The sequence below is a fragment of the Rhizobium sp. L9 genome (genome assembly GCF_002531885.1).
Lineage (GTDB): Bacteria > Pseudomonadota > Alphaproteobacteria > Rhizobiales > Rhizobiaceae > Rhizobium.
In genome coordinates, this window is sequence record NZ_NWSZ01000027.1 from 23,138 (window position 1) to 43,472 (window position 20,335).

Below are 20,335 nucleotides of genomic sequence, written 5' to 3' on the forward strand. Positions count from 1 at the left end.
CGGAGCCTCCCTGACCTCGGCACCTGATCGTCAACCAGTAACCGGCGGTGCTCGCAACGACCTACCAGGTGACGGCGATGTACTTCGTTTCCAGGTATTCGAGCATGCCGTGATGGCTGCCTTCGCGGCCGAGGCCACTCTGCTTCATGCCGCCGAACGGCGCCGCAGCGTCGGAAACGACACCGCGGTTAATCCCGACCATGCCGCTTTCCAGCCTGCCGGCGACCGCAAGCACACGCTTGAGGTCTCGGCTGAAGATATAGGATACAAGCCCGTATTCGGTGTCGTTGGCCAGATCGACGACCTCGTCCTCGGTATCAAACACAATCACCGGCGCAACCGGACCGAAGATTTCTTCGCGAAGAATCTCGGCGTCCGGAGAGACATTGGCGAGAACGGTTGGCAAATAATAGAAACCCTCGCCGCTCAACCTGCTACCGCCTGTCACCAGCTGGGCTCCCTTGGCTATCGCATCGTCTACCAGGCGCTCCACCTTGACGACCGCGGCATCGGTGATCAGTGGTCCAAGCTGCGTATCCGGTGCCAGTCCCGGCCCGACGTTGAGCGCTGCCATCTCCTCCGCGAAGCGGCGTATGAAGTCAGCAGAAATTCCTTTTTGGACGTAGAAGCGGTTTGCGGCCGTGCAAGCCTCACCGCCGTTGCGCATCTTTGCAACCATTGCGCCGGCGACCGCCGTTTCCAGGTCGGCATCGTCGAATACGATGAAAGGCGCGTTGCCGCCCAATTCCATTGAGCAACTGACGACCTGGTCCGCGGCCTCGCGCAACAGTATCCTGCCAACGCCGGTCGAGCCGGTGAACGACAGCTTCCGGACCCTCTTGTCGTGCAGCATTGCACTAACCACAGGACCAGCCTTTTTCGTCGGAACTATATTGACCACTCCGGCGGGAACACCTGCCTGCCGCATCAGTTCTCCAATGGCGAGCGCGGTCAGAGGCGTCTCGGCTGCCGGCTTCAAGATGCAAGTGCAGCCTGCAGCCAATGCCGGCGCAATTTTTCGGGTCGCCATCGCTGCCGGGAAATTCCAAGGCGTTACCAATACGGCGATACCAATCGGCTCATGGCTGACGATGATCTGGTTTGCGCCCGAAGGTGCTGATCCAAATTCTCCGGGAGCCCTCACAGCCTCCTCGGCATACCAGCGGAAAAACTCGGCCGCATAGGCGACTTCCGATCTCGCGTCGGGAAGCGCCTTGCCGTTTTCCACCGTGATCAGTTGCGCCAGCCACTCTGCTTGTTCGAGAAGGAGGTGAAAACACTTCATCAGGACATCTGCGCGCCGCCGCGGCGACGTTGCCTTCCAGACCGCAGCCGCCTTCTCTGCCGCGTCGACGGCCGCCATTGCATCCGGGATGTCGCCATCACAAACTGTGGCGATGGCTTCCGCAGTCGAAGGATCAATAACATCGAAGGTCCGGCCACCTTTTGCCGAAACCCATTCGCCGCCGATAAACAGTTGCGTGGGAGCTTCGCATGCTACAGCCGCCTGCGAAGGCGCACGGCTTGCTTCAAGTGTCGGAGTTGCTTTCACGTTCACCACCATTCGCTACCAATCAGGATCGTTGTGCGATCAATATAGAATTGGTTTAGCGATTGGTGTCAATATAGATCAAATTGGTCTCGCGGATTATTTTCAATCTTCCGAAATCCCGGTGCCCTGTAATCCGCGACTGCGCCATTTGCACGCGCTTGCGCTGACCGCCGGAAAGCTGATGCGGATTGCGGTGCTCGAAACCTTTTAGCCCAACTTGCGCGAGCCATCTCATCGACCGCTTGCGACGTTCGGCAGCGCCGACACCCTTGAACATGGGACCGAGCTCCACGTTCTGATCGCGGTCTTCCACGGAAGCAATGCATCCTGCTGGAACAAGTAACCGATGTCGTTCTGGATCCCGCGCACCGGCTGACCATCGCTGGAAACGATGCCACTAGCAGGTTTCAGGAGGCCGGCGATCGCATTGAGTATGGTGCTCTTGCCGCATACGGTGCGTCCGACGATAGCAACTCGCCATCGGAGACACTGAGATTGACATCCTGGACAGCCACATACGCGCCGAAGGACATGGTGAGTGACCACCGGTGGTGTCTCCCTGCCACCTACGGCATCTCCACCAGACCCTGCCTACAATATCGGCGCTTCTCCAGGTAAATATGGGAAGCGCCCCTGCCTTGGCAGTCTTTCCGCCAGTTCCGACCGCCCATCCGGTCTGCACGCAATCCTGCTCCACGTCAGAGCGGCGCAGTCATTGGGCTATGACGGCGAAAGGGCTGTTTGGTGCGGCAGTGGCGCTTGTTATTCTGACGATCAATTGTGAATCGATGACGTCTCTCATGTCCGGCCCTCAGTGATCTCGCGCACCGCTGCGATTGCCTCGTCAACGGCGACACGATTGACGTCGAGATGGGTGACCCAGCGCATTCGCCCACCGGGCCAGAAACTCGCCGCGATGCCGAGTTCACGTAGCGCCTCGGACAGCCGGGCCGCCAGATCGGGCGAGAGCTCGACAAAGACCACGTTTGATTGCGGCGGAGTCACCTTCAGCCCCTCAATCTCCGCAAATGCTTGCGCGAGGACCCGAGCATTGGCGTGGTCCTCGACCAGCCGGTCGACGTGATGGTCGAGCGCGTACAGCCCAGCCGCTGCAATTATCCCTGCCTGCCGCATCCCGCCGCCGAGCATCTTGCGCCACCGGCGCGCACGGGCGATCAATGGGGCATCGCCGACCAGCACTGATCCGAGCGGCGCCCCCAGCCCCTTTGAAAGGCACAGCGACACGCTATCGAAGCCCTCTGCCAGGTACCCGACATCAACGCCGAGCGCCGCAGCCGCGTTGAACAGCCGCGCACCATCGAGATGGGTGGCGAGCTTCCGCTCCCGCGCAAATTCGACGACCTCGGCCAGATGATCGCGCGGCAGGACCCGCCCGGCGAACGTGTTCTCGATGCTGACCAGTCGCGTGATCGCAAAATGCGGATCATCGTCCTTCACCGCGGCGTGAAGCTCCTCGATGGGGATCGTGCCGTCGGCGCGGACCGGCAATGGCTGCGGCTGGACCGAGCCCAGCACCGCAGCGCCTCCGGCTTCCCACAGAAAGGTGTGAGCTCCGGTTGCGCAGAGAAATTCCTCGCCGCGCTGGCAATGGCTCATGATCGCAGCGAGATTGGACATGGTGCCGGTTGGCACGAACAGTCCCGCTTCCTTGCCGAACAGTGCGGCAAGTCGGGCCTCGAGCGCCTTGACCGTCGGGTCGTCGCCAAGGACATCGTCGCCCACCACGGCGGCAGCCATCGCCGCACGCATGCCACGGGTGGGACGAGTGACCGTATCAGAGCGGAAGTCCAGGCGGATAGCATTGGCTTGCATGATCGAGACCTTATCGGTTTGGCTGTATCGGCCATACTAGCGAAAGGATAGGCTCGGACTATCAATATAAACTGACGAATTTTGGTGATATAGGATCACCAATAATACGATCTTTCGCGTTGAGTCATGGCGCCATATCAATGTGGTGTTGCAACTGCCTTTGACCACCACCTCCGACATCGAACTTTGGCTCGATCTTTCGCGGCCTGTCTGCAAGCGGCTGCCGCGCCGTGACATCACATATGCTGCATCGAATTCACAACATGCGGCAGCCCTCTTCGATGGAGACAGCGTGCGAACCGTTGCCGTCTGTACTATTCTTCAGATTCGAGGAGCCGCGCTTTCAGGAGAGCGCCCGCCTCGACTGTTCCTCCTTAGTTCGAGACGGAAATTGATATGATTTCAAACATACCGGTGATAGTTTGTCACCAATGAAGCGTTCGGACATTCCATCCCTCGATGACCTGCGTGCCTTTGAGGTCGTTGCGCGCCTTGGTTCCGTGCGTGCGGCTGCGGCTGAGTTGAATTTGACGCACGGTGCTGTCAGCCGGCGCGTTTCGAAACTTTCCGAACACCTAAACATTCGTTTGCTGGAAGTTGATGGGCGTGGCCTAAGGCTGACGGGAGAGGGTTCACGGCTCGCGCAGGCGACGACAGACGCTTTGTCCCTCGTTTCGGCGGCGCTGGAGGATATCCGCAAGGTCGATCTGTCACCGCCGATCGTCGTTTCATGCGAACGATCCGTCGCCATGCGATGGCTGATCCCGCGCCTCTCGGAATTTCAGGATCGCCATCCCGAAATCGACTTTCATCTTTCTGTCGGTGGTGGAGGTTTCGATTTCGCGCGCGACCGTATTACGCTTGCGATCCGCAGGCTTGATTTCGCGATCGATGCGAATTGGCAGGTCGAACGGTTGATCGAGGAGGAAGTCGGTCCCGTCATGCATCCCGCCATGACGGATCGGTTTGCTGCCGGCGGTTATGTCGCGCTTGCTGCAAAGACCCGACCGGATGGATGGCAGAAGTGGTCCACCGCTCATCCGGACGCGCCAAAGCCGCGCTCGACTCGCGTTCTTGACCATCATTTCCTGATGGTGGAGGCCGCAGCCAGCGGTCTTGGTGTGGCCATGTGCCCAAAGATCATTGCCATTGACGATATCCGCAAAGGCCGCCTGACCGCACCATTCGGCTTTCAGCCTGATGGTTCACATTACGGGGTTATTCGTTCGGCACTGGCGAGGAGGACAGCTGGAATCGATCAATTCGTGTCTTGGCTTCTCGCCACCATCCAAGAAGATTTTCATGCTGCGTCATGAGGTCGGCGGCAAAGAGCCAACGACTGTCAACTTTCAAAGAACGTGCCGGCACTTCGTTCTTCTGCGCGCGCAAACGCCAGCGTGGCAATAACGGTATCCTGAACACCGGTGCCCGTAAGATCGGCTATGGTGATGTCTGAGGCACTTCTGCGGCCCGGTCTGGCGCCTGCAACGATCTGACCTAGTTCCGGAAAATCAGCATCGCTTGCGACGAGACCTGCTTCGATGGCATGGCGCAATTCACCCAGTCTTCGCGCTTGTTTGATGCTGTCAGCCACGTAAACATCTGCCGCTTTGATAGCAATGGGGTCAATCTCGTTCTTATGTTCTGCGTCCGAACCCATGGCGGTCAGGTGCTGTCCGGGTTCGAGCCACGTGGCGTCGACAATCGGTCGGTCGGCAGGTGTCGTCGTGACGACGATCTGTGACCCGGCGATCGCGCTTCGCGGATCCTCAAATGCGGAAATGGAAAGATTTTGTCTTGCTCCGAGCTGCTCAACAAGCGCTTGCGCCCGTCGATAATCACGCGCCCAAACGCGGATCTCTCGAATAGGTCTCACCAGCATGAGGGCCTCGAGTTGCAGCCTGGCCTGAACGCCCGCCCCGAAGACCGTTGCAATCGACGCGTCCTTCCGTGCCAGATGGTTTGCCGCGACAGCGCCGGCGGCCGCGGTGCGAACGTCGGTGAGATAGCCATTGTCCAGCAAGAGCGCCTGCACCAAGCCCGTTTTGCTCGACAGCAAGACCATCAGACCGTTGGTGCTCGGAAGTCCGATTTTCGGATTATCGAAGAAACCAGGGCTGACCTTAATGGCAAAGCTGCTCAAACCATGAATATAAGCCGTCTTCACATCGACTTCGCCTCTGCTGTCGGGCACGTCGAGGCGCAAAATCGGCGGCATCTGAACCGCGTTTTCCACGGCCAGTGCGCGGAAGGCGTTTTCAACGCAAGTCACCGCATCCATGTCGAGCGGAACGATGGTTCGAAGCTCTGACTCGGTCAATATCCTTATTTTCGGCATCAGCTTCCCTCACCAATTGTGTCGAGGCCGTTGGCCACCTTCATGTGCAACGCCATGTCGATGTTCCCACCCGAAAGAATGGCAACGATCGGGCCTTCAACCTGCGCCAGTTTACCTGAGAGCAGCGCAGCAATGCCGACTGCCCCAGCACCCTCGATTATCTCATGCTCATACGCATGGGCGTGACGTATGCCGGCGGCTATGTCGCGCTCGCTGACGAGCACCACGTCGTCGAGGAGGGTTTTGCACATCGGGTACGTCCAGGCATTGGCCAATCCGATGCCGCCTCCGAGCGAGTCGGCGAAACTTCGATGCTCTTCGACCTGGATCGGGTGCCCCGCATCGATGCTAGCCTTCATCGCCGCTCCCCTTTCCATAGTTATACCGACTACCTTGGCATCCGGGCGCACCGCCTTGACCGCCGACGCGACACCTGCTGCCAAACCGCCGCCGGACAGGGGAACAAGAACCGCGGCGACGTCAGGCATCGCCTCGACGATTTCAAGTCCGACGGTGCCCTGGCCGGCGATGATACAGGGGTGATCAAAGGGCGGGATCATGCTGAGGCCCTCCTCCGCGACGAGACGATCAACCTCGACCTGCGCTTCATCTTGGGATGACCCGACGATCCGTACGCAAGCGCCGAGCCGGCGGATTTCGGACACCTTGTTTTCCGGCACGAGGTGCGACATGCAAATGGTCGCTCGGGAGCCAATCGCGCCGGCAGCATAGGAGAGCGCGCGTCCGTGATTGCCAGTGGAAGCCGCAACAACGCCTCTATCCCGCTCGGATTGGGTGAGCTGCAACACGGCATTGGTGGCTCCACGAAGCTTGAAGCTTCCGGTCAACTGGCGATGCTCCAGCTTCAGGCTGACTTGGGTCCCGGCCAGTTCGGACAGTGTCGCCGACATGACGACAGGCGTGATGCGGATGTGCTTGCTGATGCGCTCGCGCGCCTGCTCAATCGTTTCCAGACTAATCATGTCTGTTCACCTTAGCTCCGGCCTTTGCCAGTTGTTGCCTGCTGAGCGTAGCGCCAACGCAGGGACTTGATTGCAAGCGGACGGCACGAACTTCGGCGCCGTGGCGGACTTGCACAAACGAGTATGACAACTGATCCTCAGCCCTTAAGGCGTCTGAGGAGCATCTTCCTGTCGTGCCGCGCATACATCGAGTAAACGATAGGAATGAACCAGGGTTTGCCGTTGAAGAATGGGACGGCCCTCGGAGCGGCATCGAAATCGAACGCAGAGCGCGATTGTTCCCCGTCACCGAGGATCTTGAACGCCGCCTTCTTGCCCAGCCATCTGGCCCATACGACACCGGAGCCGCAATAGCCGGTCGCATAGACTGTATTTCCGCGGGTGAACATGCGCGGGATCATGTCGCGGTTCATGGCCACAAAGCCGAACCAGCTGTGTGTAAGACCTATTCCTGCAAGTTCGGGAAAGAGCCGAGCAAGTTCGCTTTGCAGATGTGCAATCGGAGCAGCGGAGTCCCCTTCAGTCGTCCCGTCGCGTCCGCCGAACAAGATGCGAGATCCATCGTGCGACGGCCGATAATAGTAGCTGAGCTTACGCAGGTCGCCATACATCATGCGTGGCGGCATCAGCCGATCCATCACCTCCCTGTCGAGCGGCTCGGTTGCAATTATCCTGCTACGGACAGGAACAAGCCGGCGACGCAGCCACGGGTCGAAACCGTCGGTGTAGCCATCAGTGCAGACAAGAAGTTTTCTGGCGAAAACCTCTCCGCGCCGCGTTTGAATTCGCACGCCTCCCGCCTCGCTAGTCGATCCAATGACTGCGGTATTTTCATGTATTACTGCCGTCGACGAACTTACCAGATGGACCATGGCCGCAAGAAGCTTGGCCGGCTGCAGCCCACCGATATCTTTGCGCACAAGGCCGCCGACATAAAGGTCAGTTCCGATGAACTTCGGAACATCGGCCCTCTCCACCGGATATGCCTCGATGCCGAGATTCTGATGGAGAAAGTCTGCCTGACGACGGAGTTCGTCGGCTTGATCAGCCGTCATGGCCCCGCTGAAGGCGCCAGACAGCGAGAAGTCACATTCGATATTCTCGTCTCTGAGGAAGCGCCAGAGATCCTCTCGCGCCGCCTTACCTTCCAGGAGAATGGCTTGCGCCCTCTCCTGCCCGAACCGCCTGACCAAATCCTTCCGCCCCGGGCGGATGCTTCCGCTGGCCATGCCCCCATTGCGGCCCGATGCCGCAAGGCCAAGAGCCTGACGGTCGAACAGCTGGACATGCTTGCCGGCACGGGCAAGTTCGAGCGCTGCCGACAAACCCGTGTACCCTCCCCCAACGACCGCCACGTCGCATGTCTTCTCGACGTTCCGCGCTGGCAGGGAAGGAAATGTGCTGTCCTCCCACCAGTAGGGCGTGGATTTAATGGGATGCGCTTGAGCCTGGGCCATGAGAGCTTACGTTCCGGAAAGATGATTTGAAGTGATGATGGCTTAGTCTCGGCAGACCCAAAGCTTGCGCGTCGTTTCGATCACCCTCCAGGTTCCGACGAAACCCGGATGCATGGCGAAAGCGTCGCCGGCAACGATGCGTCGCGGCTCACAGCCATCCTCAATCAGTTCGGACACACCCGACAGAATGACACAGAATTCGAAAGTTTCGCCCTTGATCGAGCGGTAGGCGCCGGGCGTCGCTTCCCAGACGCCGGAGCGAACGACGCCATCGGCGGTCTGCGCGATGTCCCAAGAGAGAAACTGCGGATTTCCCTCGACCAGCCTTTCAGGCGCGGGCTGGCCTTTACGCGGTTCAGGCAGGTTGCCGTAATCGACGAAAGTGAGTTTGGACATTGAAAGACCTTTCTTGGATCTGTTTATCGGACAAACGACAGGCGCCGTTCGAGGAGTTTCAAACCCGTCAGAACGACGACGTTGATGGTGAGATAGAACGCTGCGGTGACGATGAAGATGTCCATGATCGCGAAAGTCTCGCTCATGAGCCGCTTCGCATATCCGGTGATTTCCAGAACGGTGATCGTGGATGCGAGGCTGGATTCCTTCACGATGATCGCCGCCTCGCTGCTATAAGCGGGAAGTGCCTGGCGTACGGCAAGCGGGAACTTCACCCTCTTGAAGACGTGCCACGGGTGCATGCCACAGGCTTCTGCCGCTTCAATAAGTCCTTTCGGCAGGGAGAGGAAAGCCGTGCGGAAAATCTCCGCCGTGTAGGCACCGGTGTTGAGCACCACGGCAAGGATTGCAGCGTTCAGCCCATCTCCGATCATCCACCACAGAATGGGGTTCTGACGAATAAAGCTCACCTGGGCCAAGCCGTAATAGATGACGAAGACCTGCACCAGCATTGGCGTGCCGCGGAAGATCGCGCAGTAGGCGTCGCATACGCGGCGCAATGCCCGGCTCCTGGAGCAGCGCGCGAGCCCGACGGCGACACCAAAGGGAAGCCCGATACCGACGCCGAATACGGCGATCAGCAACGTCGTCTTGGCACCTATGACAAGGAACGGAATGGCATATGCAATTATTCCGATATCCATATCAGCTTCCTCGGAAGCCGCGGTCGAGCGCACGTTCTGCGCTCGAAAACGCGGTTTGGCTGACTGCGGTCATGCAGAAGAAGAGTGCTGCAGCGATGCAGTAGAAAAGCAGCGGGGATCGCGTGATTCCTGCACCGATGGCAGCCGTCCTCATCAATTCCTGTAAGCCGACGACCGAGACGAGCGAAGTATCCTTGATCGTCATCTGCCAGACGTTGTTGATCCCGCCAAGCGCCAGCCGCAGTGCCAGTGGGAACGTGATGCGCATAAAGGTTACCCCTCTTGGCAAGGCGAGCGACTGAGCGGCTTCCAGCAGACCGTACGGCACCGCCTGAAGCGCACCCCGGATGACTTCGATCGAATAGGCGCACGAGATGACGGCAATCGCGATCACCCCGACGATGTAGGGGTATGCGTCATCAGCCGAGTCCTGGTAGCCGAACGCAGCCGTAATCTCCTTCACCCACTCGATCGACCCGAAAAACAGGAGATAGATGACCAGCAAGCCCGGGACGCCACGAACAAGAACGCTGTACCCGTCGACAAGTTGCGAGACAAACACGACCTTCCGCCAGCGCATGATGGCCAAGGGGGTCGCAACCAGAAAACCGAGTGCCATTCCGGTCAAACCGATGACGATCGTGACGACACTTCCTTTCAGCAGAGCCAGCGCCCAACTTTGCTCCACCATCAACACCCAGAGGTCACCCAACATGGAAACAATCCCCGTGACCTGCCTTGGTATGTGCCAAGGCAGGCTTCATGTTCGAAACAATCACTTCTTGCAGGGAATCGTGTAGTCGTCCTGGAACCAATGCATCGAGGCTTCCTTGACCTTGCCATCGTTGATCATCTTGCAAAGGGCGGCATCGACCTTGGTCTTGAGTTCGGTATTGCCCTTGCGCATGCCGACTCCCATGCCATGGCCAAGAACGTCTGGGTCATCCATGGCCATGATCTTCAGGTCGATCCTGGTGAAGTTGGCGCCGTCAGGCGTTGCGAAAAAATCCATCCATGTCGGCGAATCCGCGAAGGCGGCGTCGATACGGCCGCTCGCGAGATCGGCGGTCAGCTGCGTGACGGCGTCGTATGTCTTAAGATCGGCGCCGTGCATCCGCTTCTCCATGAACCTGGCGTAGGTCGTCCCGGTGACGACGCCGACACTCTTGCCCTGGAGGGCCTTTTCGATTTCGGCGAGGCTCTTGAGGCCTGCAAGCGGGGAGTCCTTGGCGACAGCGAAATAGAGCGGTGTTGTCGCATAGGGGATGGAGTAGTCGATCTTCTTCTGACGTTCGGCGGTGATACCAAGGCCGGAAATGATGACGTCAAAGCGATCTTTATCCATGGAAGGCACCAGCGAGCTGAATGTCTGTACGACGAATTCGCACTTCAGTTTCAGCTCGGCGCAGATGCCGTTGGCGATATCGGCGTCGAACCCGGTTACCTTGCCGCTCGGATCGGCCATGCTGAACTTCGGCGCATCACCCTCCGTCCCGATGCGCAGGACGCCGTCCTTTGCCGACGCGCCCGTCGCCAGTGCGCAGACGAGAAGGCTGGTTGCGAATGCTGACTTGATGAGATTGCTGTTGATCATGATTTGTTACCCCTTTTGGTTTTCGTTGTAGCGCGCTTTCAGGCGTTGGCCGCCATCACTGTCGATAGAAACCGCTTCACCCCTTCCGTTGCCGGATTTCGAAACAGTTCCTTCGGCTCGTCATCCTGCTCAAGGCGGCCGTTTTGCAGGAATATCATCCGGTTCGACACATCGCGTGCGAACCGCATTTCATGCGTGACGAGAAGGATCGTAGCCCCCGCTTCCGCCAGCGCCCTTATGACTTTCAGCACTTCACCCACGAGCTCGGGGTCCAGTGCGGATGTCGGCTCATCGCAGAGCATCAGTTTCGGTCTCATTGCCAGAACACGTGCGATCGCGACGCGTTGTTGCTGCCCGCCGGAAAGCTGTTGCGGGTAGCGGTCGCGGAAACTCGCCATGCCGACTTTCGACAAGGCCGACAGCGCAACCTCTTCGGCGTCTTTCTTCCCGAGTTTCAGCACCCAAACGAGTGCCTCGGTCACGTTGGACAGGACGCTCAGGTGCGGCCAGAGATTGAAATTCTGGAACACCATGCCGATCTGTCTGCGTAGGTTCCTGATATCGCGAGCGTTGACAATCTGGCTTCCGCCGCGCTCCTCATTGACGACGGAGACGGACTGGCCCATGCACTCGATCCGACCCGATGTCGGCATCTCCAAAAAATTGATGCAGCGCAGTGCGGTGCTCTTTCCACACCCGGAGGACCCGATCAGAGAAATGACCTCACCTTCTCTCATATCGAAGCTGATACCATCCAGCACCTTCGTCGATCCAAACGTCTTGGTGAGTTCGTGAACCTTTAGAATTGCGTTCATGCGCAAAGCCTCAGACGATCGTCCATTCGTTATCCCGCCACCAATCCTTGAGCGTCCAGCTCCCGCAGCACCTCGTCGACGGCGGCCCTTGCGATCGCAACCATTTCGTCGATTTCCGCTTCCGTCATCACAAGTGGCGGTGCAAAGCCCAGAATGTCTCCGTGCGGCATTGCGCGCGCGATGAGGTTGCGATTTCGAGCGGCTTGCGAGATGCGCGCGCCGACCTTCAGGCCCGGATCGAACGAAGCCCGGCTACCACGATCGGAAACGAACTCGATCGCTGCCAGCATGCCGACGCCACGAACTTCCCCGACGATCGGGTTCTGCTCGAACTCTGCCTTCAACCGTTGCAAAAGATAAGCGCCTTTCGTCGCGGACTGTCGGGCCAGATTTTCGCGCTCGACGATATCAAGCACTGCGTTCGCCGCCGCGGCGCCGATCGGATGACCGGAATAGGTGTAGCCGTGTGAGAAGGAGCCCACGCGCGGCGTCGCCTCCTCCATGACCTCGTAGACTTTCTGCGAAACGATGGCCGCCGACAACGGCACATAGGCTGACGTCAAGCCCTTGGCGACGGTGACCAGATCGGGATCCATACCGTAGAGATCCGAGCCGAACATGGCACCGGTGCGGCCAAACCCGCAGACCACCTCGTCGGCAATCAGCAGCACGTCGTACTTCTTCAGCACGGCCTGGATTTTCGGCCAGTATCCTGCCGGCGGCGGTGTAATGCCTCCCGTTCCAAGGACCGGCTCCGCGATGAAGGCGCCGACAGTCTCCGGCCCTTCTGCGAGAATAAGCGCTTCCAATTCATCAGCGCGGCGCTGTGAGAAGGCTTCTTCGGTCTCGCCAGGCATCGCACCGCGATAGAAATGCGGCACGCCGGTACGCAGAATCCCCGAAACCGGGAGATCCATATGATCGTGGTAAAAGCTCAAGCCTGTCATGGAACCGGCAACCACAGAACATCCATGATAGCCACGCTCACGCGAGATGATCTTCTTCTTTTGCGCTTTCCCGCGAAGATTGTTGTAATACCAGACGATCTTCGCCTGCGTCTCGTTCGCGTCCGAACCGGACAGCCCGTAGAAGACCTTGGACATGTTGCCTGGCGCCATTCGCACCAGTCGATCCGAAAGTCGCGCGAGTTCCTCCGTCGTGTGTGCGGCGTAGGAATGGTAATAGGCGAGCTTGTAGGCCTGCCGGGCGATTGCTTCGGCCACTTCGGTTCGGCCGTAGCCGACATTCACGCAATAGAGGCCCGCAAACCCGTCCAGGTATTCTCGGCCGGATGCGTCGCGGATACGAACGCCCTTTCCCGTCTCGACGATGGTAGGATCAGTTTCCCCGGCTGAGTAGTTCTTAAGGTAGGTGAACGGGTGCAGAACCGTTTTGCGGTCCATCTCAGCTATTTCAGCAATGTCGGTCATTCTCAATTCCTCATGCAGCGAGGTCATCATCGGGCTGAACGTTTCCGCCGCCTCTGTCTGGTCCATGAAGGTTAGGAGCACTGAGACGATGAATTCCGGCGTAGGTGTTGCTTGAACGAGGAATTCCTGCTTTTGATGGCCATTGAACGATGAAATCCTGCGGAGTTTCCCAATGCAGCTCGACCGCCTAGATGCTCGTCTTCTCAGTATCGTGCAGGTTCATAACAGGCACAGCAGCGAAGACATCGGTGCCATGGTTGGTCTTTCGGCCACTGCGGTGCAGCGCCGCCTCAAGCGGCTTCGTGAGGCCGGAGTGATTGAGGCGGAGGTTGCGGTTGTGAAACCTAAATCTGTCGGCCGGCCGATCGCAATGCTTGTACTTGTCACGCTCGAGCGCGAAAGAGCCGACATCGTAGACCGGTTCAAGCAATCGATCCGGCAGACGCCGGAAGTGATGAACGGCTACTATGTAACGGGAGATGCGGATTTCGTCCTGATTGTCACTGCCGAGAGCATGGAGGACTACGAGGTCTTCACCCGCAAGTTCTTCTATGAAAATCCCGACATCAAGGGCTTCAAGACAATGGTGGTGATGGACCGCGTCAAGACAGGCTTTTCAGTTCCGATCGATTTTGATCACTTCTCCTGAGATTGCCGCCGACAGCCAATCAGACACGCCCTCTTTGCGCAAAGATAGACACTTCGATGAAGTGCATGGCCATGTCGGTTTTCCTGGCCGGAACCAATGTCGACCGAGCGCTGGGATCTGGCAGGACGGGCAAGCGGTCAGCATCATGAGCAAAATGCACAGCAGATTGGTCCGTTTGTGCCGTTCCGACTGAGCGATTCGCATCTGATGATAGGCGGACAAATCGCTTCATCGGAGGACACCACATGAAGATCTATAATATTGCTCTCATCGGGTTCGGTGGCGTCAACCGCGCTTTGTCCGAGCTCATCGCGACCAAGAGCCCGCTTTGGGAACGAGACCTTGGTTTCCGCCTGAACATCGTTGCGGTCAGTGATCTCCATCTGGGCTCCGTCATTTCGCCCAACGGTCTGGATGCGAAGACCCTCGTGGAGGCGAATTTCGCGAAGGGCGGTTTTGGCGAGCTCTCCGGCGGCAGCGCCGAGGCCGACAACGAAGCCATTATCAAGACGGCGCCCGCCGATATCGTCGTGGAGGCGACTTTTACGAACCCGAAGGACGGCGAGCCTGCGGTTTCGCACTGCCGCTGGGCTCTCAACTCGGGCAAGCACGTGGTCACCACGAACAAGGGGCCAATAGCGATTGCTGGTCGCGAACTGAAGGCACTTGCCAAGGCGAACAGTGTTCACTTCGAATATGAGGGCTCCGTCATGAGCGGCACGCCCGTCATAAGGATGGCAGAGAAGACCCTTGCCGGAGCAGAGGTGAAAGGGTTTGAAGGGATCCTTAACGGCACGTCGAACTTCGTCCTCGGTCGCATGGAGGACGGTCTCGACTTCGCCAGCGCTGTCGCGGAAGCGCAGACCCTGGGCTATGCCGAAGCCGATCCGACCGCCGACGTCGAAGGTTTCGACGTTCGCCTGAAAGTCGTGATCTTGGCGAATGAGCTGCTGGGCGCAAATCTCAAGCCGGAGGATGTCTCCTGCAACGGCATCTCCAAGCTTTCTCCCTCCGACATTCAAGCAGCTGCCAAGGCTGAAAGTCGTTGGAAACTGGTCGGGTCAGCAGTTCGCAATGCCGACGGGACGATAACTGGCAGTGTCACGCCCAAACAGCTTGCCCTCGGACATCCGCTCGCCGGCGTCAACGGCGCTACCAACGCAGTATCGTTGAACACAGAGCTTCTCGGTCCCGTCACCGTGAGCGGCCCGGGCGCCGGTCGAGTCGAAACCGCCTACGCACTGCTGTCCGACATCGTGGCTATACACAATGCCCAGTCGGCAAATTTCGCGAAGGAGGCAGCGTGATGCCCGGTCTAGCCTTGAAACCCACCTCTTCCAACGAGATCATCGTCAGTAATCCTTTCGACGGCAGTTTTGTCGGCGCCATCCGAGAGACCAGTGCCGACGCTGTGGACCTGTTGCTCGAACGCGCCAGGCGCGGCGCGCAGATTGCCCGATCGCTCCCCCGCCACCAGCGCTCTGCGATTCTCGAAAAGGCCGCAGCCGCCATCGAAGAACGTAAGGAGGAGTTTGCGCTCCTGATCGTGCGGGAGGCGGGGAAGACAATTGCCCAGGCCCGCAAGGAGGCGACACGTTGTGTCAACACGCTGAAACTCTCTGCGGAAGAGGCCAAGCGGAATGCTGGCGAAGTGATCCCGTTTGATGCCTATGCTGGATCGGAATCTCGGCAGGGCTGGTACACCCGGGAGCCGCTAGGGATCGTCGCGGCGATCACGCCTTACAATGACCCGCTCAATCTCGTGGCGCACAAGCTTGGCCCTGCCATCGCCGGCGCAAATGCAGTAGTCCTGAAGCCGTCGGAGCTTACGCCTCTATCGGCCATCAAGCTGGTGGAGGTCTTGATCGCAAGCGGATTGCCGGAAGAGGTCGTCACGGTCGCTGTCGGCGGCGCCGATCTGGGCGAGGCGATTGTTTCGGCAAAAGACGTTCGCATGATCTCCTTTACAGGCGGCTTTGTCACGGGCGAGACCATCGCAAGATCTGCAGGCATCAAGAAGCTCGCAATGGATCTCGGTGGCAATGCTCCGGTTATCGTGATGGAAGATAGCGATGTCGACGCCGCCGTGGAAGATTGCGTGTCAGGTTCCTTCTGGGCGGCGGGCCAGAACTGCATCGGAACGCAGCGAATTCTGGTGCAGCGCACGATCTATGAACGCTTCAAGACCAAGTTCGTGGCCCGGACTACCCAGATGAAGACCGGCGATCCGATGAAATCCGAGACTGACATGGGCCCGATGATCTCCGAAAGTGCGGTGAACCGAGCCGCCGCTATGGTGGAACGGGCAATCGCTGCCGGCGCGATGCTGCTTTGCGGTCACAAGCCGGCCGGCACCCTCTATCCCCCGACCGTCCTGGAAAACGTGCCGGCCGCGTGCGACGTACTTAATGAGGAAGTCTTCGCCCCGGTCGTCATACTGCAGCCGTTCGATGAACTTGAAGAGGCAATAGAGATGGCTAACAAGCCGGAATACAGCCTCCATGCCGGGATCTTTACCAACGATCTTGCCACCGCCCTGGAGGCAGCAAAGCGGATCGACGCCGGGGGCGTCATGATCAACCAGTCGTCCGACTATCGGTTCGACGCCATGCCGTTTGGCGGATTCAAATACGGCAGCATGGGACGCGAAGGCGTTCGCTTTGCTTATGAGGACATGACACAGCCAAAGGTCGTTTGCATCACGTCGCTGCAGCACTGATCGCCGGCGCCAGTGTGAACCCATCGTCGTTTTTGGAAGTCAAGATGTTCAAAGGATCCATCACTGCCCTTGTCACCCCATTTGCCGATGGGAAAGTCGATGAGGTTGCGCTTCGCAGCCTCATCGAATGGCAGATCGCCGAGGGCACGTCAGGGCTTGTCCCCTGCGGAACAACGGGGGAAAGCCCGACCCTCAGCCATGCCGAACACAAGCGAGTCGTGGAAATCGCGATCAAGGCAGCGGATGGTCGCGTTCCGGTCATAGCCGGCGCCGGCTCCAACAGCACGGAGGAAGCAATCAGCTTCGTGCGGCATGCACAGGAGGCCGGCGCGGACGGTTTGCTGATCGTCGCGCCCTACTACAATAAACCCACCCAAGAGGGGATCTATCAGCACCTCAAGGCCATCGATGCTGAAGCTACGGTTCCGATCATTGTCTACAACATCCCGGGTCGGAGTGTAATCGACATTGAAGTCGCAACGCTTGCCCGAATTTTTAAGGATTGTCCGAACGTCAAGGGTGTCAAAGATGCGACGGGCAATCTCCTGCGACCCTCGCTGGAGCGTATGGCCTGCGGCAATGAGTTCAATCTTCTGACCGGCGAAGACGGCACCGCGCTGGGTTATATGGCCCATGGCGGCCACGGTTGCATTTCCGTGACCGCGAACGTTGCTCCCCGGCTGTGTGCAGACTTCCAGCGGGCATGCCTGAAAGGCGACTTCGCGGCGGCACTGGCTCTTCAGGATCGACTGATGCCCCTGCATCGCGCGCTATTCCTCGAGACCAGCCCGGCTGGCGTGAAATTCGCGCTGGCGCAACTCTCAAAGATTCGAGGGGACCTGCGCCTTCCTCTCGTGGAGGTGAGCGATCCTGTCAAAGAGGTAATCCTTCATGCCATGCGCCACGCCGGAATTCTGGACTAGGGGGAACGGCAAATGGGAACCGAACGCATAGAGACCGATTTGATCGGCCCCCTGCCTATCCCCGGTGACGTTCTCTACGGTGTCCATACGCGTCGAGCCGAACTTAACTTCACCGTTTCAGGCCTTCGCCTGAAAGACTTCCCCGAACTCATTCAATCTATGGCTATGGTCAAGAAAGCGGCCGCGCGTGCGAACGCTGAGCTTGGCCTGCTGTCAGCGGAAAAGGCGTCGGCAATCTCAGAGGCTTGCGATGAGCTCATCGAGTTGAAATGCGTTGATGAGAACTTCCCGGTCGATATGATGCAGGGTGGCGCCGGAACGTCCACCAACATGAACGTCAATGAAGTTGTTGCGAACCTGTCGCTCTTGAAGCTCGGCGCGAATGTGGGCGACTATGACAAGCTTCATCCAAATGATGACGTGAACCTGTCTCAATCGACAAACGATGTCTATCCGACCGCACTGCGTCTGACCATTCTTCGTGCTTGCGAAGGGCTAATCGAGTCCCAGGTCGGGCTGCGCGATGCATTTCGCGCCAAGGCGCATGAATATGCGACTGTGCTGAAGGTCGGCCGCACTCAGTTGCAGGACGCGGTCCCAATGACAGTCGGGCAGGAATTTGGTGCGTTCGCCGAGCTGATCGACGAAGATATCGACCAACTGCAGGCTGCTTCGAGGCTGATGAAGGAGGTTAATCTCGGCGGATCTGCGATCGGAACGTCGATCAACGTACCCCGCGGCTTTGCAGCCGCGGCTTGCGCCCACCTGACACAGATTTCCGGTATCCAGCTCATCCGAGCTCGAAATCTGATCGAGGCCACCTCCGACACCGGTGGCTTCGTTTCCATCTCCAGTGTCCTCAAGCGAATTGCTGTGAAGCTGACAAAGGTCTGCAATGATCTGCGGCTCTTGAGCAGTGGGCCGAGGGGCGGCCTGGGAGAAATCCGACTTCCGCCCGTCCAGGCCGGTTCCTCGATCATGCCCGGCAAAGTCAACGCCGTCATTCCGGAAATGATGAACCAAATCGCATTTCAGGTTATCGGAAATGATCTCACTGTCACCCTGTCGGCAAGTGCGGGGCAGTTGCAACTCAATGCGATGGAGCCGGTGATCATCCTCAACATCCTTCAATCCATGCGGATGTTGACGCGGGGTATAGAAATTTTTAAGCAGCGGTGCGTCGTCGGCATTGAAGTTGATGTCGACCGTTGCAAGGACCTCCTCGATCAGTCTCTCGTCCTTGCGACACCGTTGGCGATGCTAATCGGCTACAGTAAGGCAGCGCAACTTTCCAAAAAAGCGCTGGTCGAAAAGCGGGGGCTGCGGCAGGTCGTGGAAGAGGAAGGGATCTTAACTTCCAATCAAGTTGAAGAGCTCTTCGAAGGTACCACCGCCTTCGCAAATTTCTGATGGGTTCATCGGCCGCATAAGGGTAGGAAATGGCTGTTTTTACCGAGCTTTCTGACGAAGATCGCCAACTCATTACCGCAGCTTATGGTTTTACGTCGCTTCTGTCTGTGATTGGCATTGCGGACGGCGACTCCGAGACGACCTATCTGTTCCGGACGAGGGAAGGCGAATTCATCGTTACCCTTTTCGAGAGCGGAGCCCAACCTTCAGATCTGGAAAGGGCCTTCGAAACCATGGAGGCGCTTTATCGACATGGCGTCCCCTGCCCTAAGCCGCTGCGCACTGTCGATGGCCACGCCACGTCTCGGGCCGCAGGTCGATTGGTCGCCATCGTCAGCTTCGTACCCGGCGCCTCACCCACATTTGCAAACCCGGCAAAATGCCTCAGCCTGGGCCGTGTGATGGCTGAAATGCACACCGTCTTAGAACAAAAAGCGAAGTGCAAATCGACGGATCTTCGCATTGGCGCAATTCATGGCGCATTGGTCCAGGAGAACGTCTTTTTCCTCGGAGAGGAAGTCAGCGGAGTGATCAATTTCAGGCTTCGGCACGACGACGCGCTCGTGTCGGAGCTTGCTGATGCGCTTGTCGGTTGGGCGGGCGAAATCAACGGAGAGCTGAATAAAGACCGGGCCCGTGCGCTGCTGCAGGGTTATCAGGACGTCCGCTGCCTGACTGATGGGGAAAAGGAGGCGCTGCCAGGATTCGTAATGGCTTCGACATCAAAGCGATTTGCGAGCAAGAGGGAAAGAACATTACTACCGGAAATCGCCATGTTAGCTTATCGGTCCGTAACTTCCGACATTCTACGTTAAGCGACCCGGCTCAATATCCATGAAATATCTTCTCGATCGAACTGACGAACAGATACTTATCGAATTGAAGGCTAATGCCCGAATTTCGCATGCGGATTTGTCGGCGAAGGTGAACCTTTCTCGCAACGCCGTGCGGGTGCGAATCGAACGTCTCGAACGAGAAGGCTTCATCAAGGGATATACAATCCTCACCGGGGATGGTGGGAATAGCCAAAACGTCACAACCGCATTGATTTTCGTCTATCGTCACGATCGCATGAGGGGCGGAGAAGTCATTCAGGCGCTACGCAAGATCCCAGAAGTCGTTGCTTGCGACGTTATGACCGGCGATTTCGATCTCCTCGTGCGGGTCGAGTCCCCTGAGGCCGACCGCATCCGACAGATTTGGCAATTGATTGCCGAGATGCCCGGCGTGCGCGATACACTGACCGCGTTCGCCCTCTCCTCCGTAATCCGAAGATAAATCTGATTGGTTAGATGCGGGCGGTGTTCGCCCCGAACCTAATCGGCGGACTATCCGCTCTATGCGAACGGATTGTGGATTATCAGCGAGCAGGCCCATCCGAGCTTTGGGTTCACATATGGAGCTTCGAATGAAGACGCTCCCACCATTGCCCGCATAGCAGCTCCGTCCGGAGCAGCGGTCGCGCGTTATCTTTCAGGGGATCCCTTCCGGTTCAAGTGCGGCCAAATCGGCCCGCGCATTCCCTCACTCAG

Annotated in this window: 19 protein-coding genes and 2 pseudogenes; 9 read left to right on the top strand and 12 right to left on the bottom strand. The window is 58.4% G+C overall.

Annotated features, from left to right (window positions below):
• Positions 1–61: 61 nt before the first annotated feature.
• The 3 genes and pseudogenes from CO660_RS25035 to ltaE form a co-directional block, all read right to left on the bottom strand.
• The gene (locus CO660_RS25035) at positions 62–1,564 is read right to left on the bottom strand and encodes an NAD-dependent succinate-semialdehyde dehydrogenase (RefSeq protein WP_097601015.1); all 1,503 of its coding nucleotides are present in this window, start codon (positions 1,562–1,564) and stop codon (positions 62–64) included.
• Positions 1,565–1,679: 115 nt separating this feature from the next.
• Positions 1,680–2,085, bottom strand: a pseudogene (locus CO660_RS25040) (ATP-binding cassette domain-containing protein); the annotation flags it as partial.
• Between the two features lie 265 nt (positions 2,086–2,350).
• Positions 2,351–3,385 (bottom strand): low-specificity L-threonine aldolase, encoded by a 1,035-nt coding sequence (gene ltaE / locus CO660_RS25045; RefSeq protein WP_097601016.1) that lies wholly within the window; start codon positions 3,383–3,385, stop codon positions 2,351–2,353.
• 431 nt (positions 3,386–3,816) lie between these two features.
• Here ltaE and CO660_RS33960 point away from each other — a divergent pair.
• A pseudogene (locus CO660_RS33960) lies at positions 3,817–4,005 on the top strand (LysR family transcriptional regulator); the annotation flags it as partial.
• Positions 4,006–4,047: 42 nt separating this feature from the next.
• Positions 4,048–4,701, top strand: a complete 654-nt coding sequence (locus tag CO660_RS25050) for a LysR substrate-binding domain-containing protein (protein WP_245421376.1) — start codon at positions 4,048–4,050, stop codon at positions 4,699–4,701.
• Between the two features lie 26 nt (positions 4,702–4,727).
• On the opposite strand, the gene CO660_RS25055 is transcribed toward CO660_RS25050, so the two are convergent.
• The 9 genes from CO660_RS25055 to CO660_RS25095 all read right to left on the bottom strand — a co-directional run bounded on the left by CO660_RS25055 (position 4,728) and on the right by CO660_RS25095 (position 13,102).
• Positions 4,728–5,723: a cyclodeaminase gene (locus tag CO660_RS25055; RefSeq protein WP_097601018.1), complete on the bottom strand. Its 996-nt coding sequence runs from the start codon at positions 5,721–5,723 to the stop codon at positions 4,728–4,730.
• Positions 5,723–6,706 carry a hydroxyectoine utilization dehydratase EutB gene (eutB, locus tag CO660_RS25060; RefSeq protein WP_097601019.1) on the bottom strand — a complete coding sequence of 328 codons (984 nt, stop codon included), beginning with the start codon at positions 6,704–6,706 and terminating at the stop codon, positions 5,723–5,725. The genes CO660_RS25055 and eutB overlap by 1 nt, the downstream gene beginning before the upstream one ends.
• 137 nt (positions 6,707–6,843) lie before the next feature.
• Complete coding sequence (locus CO660_RS25065; protein ID WP_176536376.1) at positions 6,844–8,163, bottom strand: FAD-binding oxidoreductase; 1,320 nt, start codon at positions 8,161–8,163, stop codon at positions 6,844–6,846.
• Between the two features lie 42 nt (positions 8,164–8,205).
• Positions 8,206–8,559 (bottom strand): cupin domain-containing protein, encoded by a 354-nt coding sequence (locus CO660_RS25070; RefSeq protein WP_097584368.1) that lies wholly within the window; start codon positions 8,557–8,559, stop codon positions 8,206–8,208.
• A gap of 23 nt (positions 8,560–8,582) precedes the next feature.
• A complete protein-coding gene (locus tag CO660_RS25075; protein WP_097601020.1) occupies positions 8,583–9,263 on the bottom strand; it encodes an ABC transporter permease subunit in 681 nt (226 codons plus the stop codon).
• Position 9,264: 1 nt separating this feature from the next.
• Positions 9,265–9,978, bottom strand: a complete 714-nt coding sequence (locus CO660_RS25080) for an ABC transporter permease subunit (protein ID WP_097601021.1) — start codon at positions 9,976–9,978, stop codon at positions 9,265–9,267.
• 60 nt (positions 9,979–10,038) lie between these two features.
• On the bottom strand, positions 10,039–10,857 hold the full coding sequence (locus CO660_RS25085) for a transporter substrate-binding domain-containing protein (protein ID WP_097601022.1): 819 nt from the start codon (positions 10,855–10,857) through the stop codon (positions 10,039–10,041).
• A 38-nt stretch (positions 10,858–10,895) separates the two neighbouring features.
• Entirely contained in the window at positions 10,896–11,672 is a 777-nt protein-coding gene (locus CO660_RS25090) for an amino acid ABC transporter ATP-binding protein (RefSeq protein WP_097601023.1), read from the bottom strand.
• Positions 11,673–11,701: 29 nt separating this feature from the next.
• Positions 11,702–13,102 (bottom strand): aspartate aminotransferase family protein, encoded by a 1,401-nt coding sequence (locus CO660_RS25095; RefSeq protein WP_097601081.1) that lies wholly within the window; start codon positions 13,100–13,102, stop codon positions 11,702–11,704.
• Between the two features lie 172 nt (positions 13,103–13,274).
• On the opposite strand from CO660_RS25095, the gene CO660_RS25100 reads away from it, so the two are divergent.
• The 7 genes from CO660_RS25100 (at position 13,275) to CO660_RS25130 (ending at position 20,081) form a co-directional block, all read left to right on the top strand.
• Positions 13,275–13,751: an Lrp/AsnC family transcriptional regulator gene (locus CO660_RS25100; protein ID WP_097601024.1), complete on the top strand. Its 477-nt coding sequence runs from the start codon at positions 13,275–13,277 to the stop codon at positions 13,749–13,751.
• 245 nt (positions 13,752–13,996) lie between these two features.
• Complete coding sequence (locus CO660_RS25105) at positions 13,997–15,058, top strand: homoserine dehydrogenase (RefSeq protein WP_097601025.1); 1,062 nt, start codon at positions 13,997–13,999, stop codon at positions 15,056–15,058.
• Entirely contained in the window at positions 15,058–16,470 is a 1,413-nt protein-coding gene (locus CO660_RS25110; RefSeq protein ID WP_097601026.1) for an aldehyde dehydrogenase family protein, read from the top strand. The genes CO660_RS25105 and CO660_RS25110 overlap by 1 nt, the downstream gene beginning before the upstream one ends.
• 44 nt (positions 16,471–16,514) lie before the next feature.
• On the top strand, positions 16,515–17,393 hold the full coding sequence (gene dapA, locus CO660_RS25115) for a 4-hydroxy-tetrahydrodipicolinate synthase (RefSeq protein WP_097601027.1): 879 nt from the start codon (positions 16,515–16,517) through the stop codon (positions 17,391–17,393).
• A 12-nt stretch (positions 17,394–17,405) separates the two neighbouring features.
• Entirely contained in the window at positions 17,406–18,803 is a 1,398-nt protein-coding gene (locus tag CO660_RS25120) for an aspartate ammonia-lyase (protein WP_097601028.1), read from the top strand.
• 29 nt (positions 18,804–18,832) lie between these two features.
• Entirely contained in the window at positions 18,833–19,618 is a 786-nt protein-coding gene (locus CO660_RS25125) for a phosphotransferase (protein ID WP_097601029.1), read from the top strand.
• Between the two features lie 19 nt (positions 19,619–19,637).
• Positions 19,638–20,081, top strand: a complete 444-nt coding sequence (locus CO660_RS25130) for an Lrp/AsnC family transcriptional regulator (RefSeq protein WP_097601030.1) — start codon at positions 19,638–19,640, stop codon at positions 20,079–20,081.
• The last annotated feature ends 254 nt before the right edge of the window (positions 20,082–20,335 follow it).

Excerpts from the sequence above, each read along its gene's own strand:
- CO660_RS25035 (WP_097601015.1), bottom strand. The coding sequence starts at position 1,564 with ATGGTGGTGAACGTGAAAGCAACTCCGACACTTGAAGCAAGCCGTGCG.
- ltaE (WP_097601016.1), bottom strand. The coding sequence starts at position 3,385 with ATGCAAGCCAATGCTATCCGCCTGGACTTCCGCTCTGATACGGTCACT.
- CO660_RS25055 (WP_097601018.1), bottom strand. The coding sequence starts at position 5,723 with ATGCCGAAAATAAGGATATTGACCGAGTCAGAGCTTCGAACCATCGTT.
- eutB (WP_097601019.1), bottom strand. The coding sequence starts at position 6,706 with ATGATTAGTCTGGAAACGATTGAGCAGGCGCGCGAGCGCATCAGCAAG.
- CO660_RS25065 (WP_176536376.1), bottom strand. The coding sequence starts at position 8,163 with ATGGCCCAGGCTCAAGCGCATCCCATTAAATCCACGCCCTACTGGTGG.
- CO660_RS25070 (WP_097584368.1), bottom strand. The coding sequence starts at position 8,559 with ATGTCCAAACTCACTTTCGTCGATTACGGCAACCTGCCTGAACCGCGT.
- CO660_RS25075 (WP_097601020.1), bottom strand. The coding sequence starts at position 9,263 with ATGGATATCGGAATAATTGCATATGCCATTCCGTTCCTTGTCATAGGT.
- CO660_RS25080 (WP_097601021.1), bottom strand. The coding sequence starts at position 9,978 with ATGTTGGGTGACCTCTGGGTGTTGATGGTGGAGCAAAGTTGGGCGCTG.
- CO660_RS25085 (WP_097601022.1), bottom strand. The coding sequence starts at position 10,857 with ATGATCAACAGCAATCTCATCAAGTCAGCATTCGCAACCAGCCTTCTC.
- CO660_RS25090 (WP_097601023.1), bottom strand. The coding sequence starts at position 11,672 with ATGAACGCAATTCTAAAGGTTCACGAACTCACCAAGACGTTTGGATCG.
- CO660_RS25095 (WP_097601081.1), bottom strand. The coding sequence starts at position 13,102 with ATGACCGACATTGCTGAAATAGCTGAGATGGACCGCAAAACGGTTCTG.
- CO660_RS25100 (WP_097601024.1), top strand. The coding sequence starts at position 13,275 with ATGCAGCTCGACCGCCTAGATGCTCGTCTTCTCAGTATCGTGCAGGTT.
- CO660_RS25105 (WP_097601025.1), top strand. The coding sequence starts at position 13,997 with ATGAAGATCTATAATATTGCTCTCATCGGGTTCGGTGGCGTCAACCGC.
- CO660_RS25110 (WP_097601026.1), top strand. The coding sequence starts at position 15,058 with ATGCCCGGTCTAGCCTTGAAACCCACCTCTTCCAACGAGATCATCGTC.
- dapA (WP_097601027.1), top strand. The coding sequence starts at position 16,515 with ATGTTCAAAGGATCCATCACTGCCCTTGTCACCCCATTTGCCGATGGG.
- CO660_RS25120 (WP_097601028.1), top strand. The coding sequence starts at position 17,406 with ATGGGAACCGAACGCATAGAGACCGATTTGATCGGCCCCCTGCCTATC.
- CO660_RS25125 (WP_097601029.1), top strand. The coding sequence starts at position 18,833 with ATGGCTGTTTTTACCGAGCTTTCTGACGAAGATCGCCAACTCATTACC.
- CO660_RS25130 (WP_097601030.1), top strand. The coding sequence starts at position 19,638 with ATGAAATATCTTCTCGATCGAACTGACGAACAGATACTTATCGAATTG.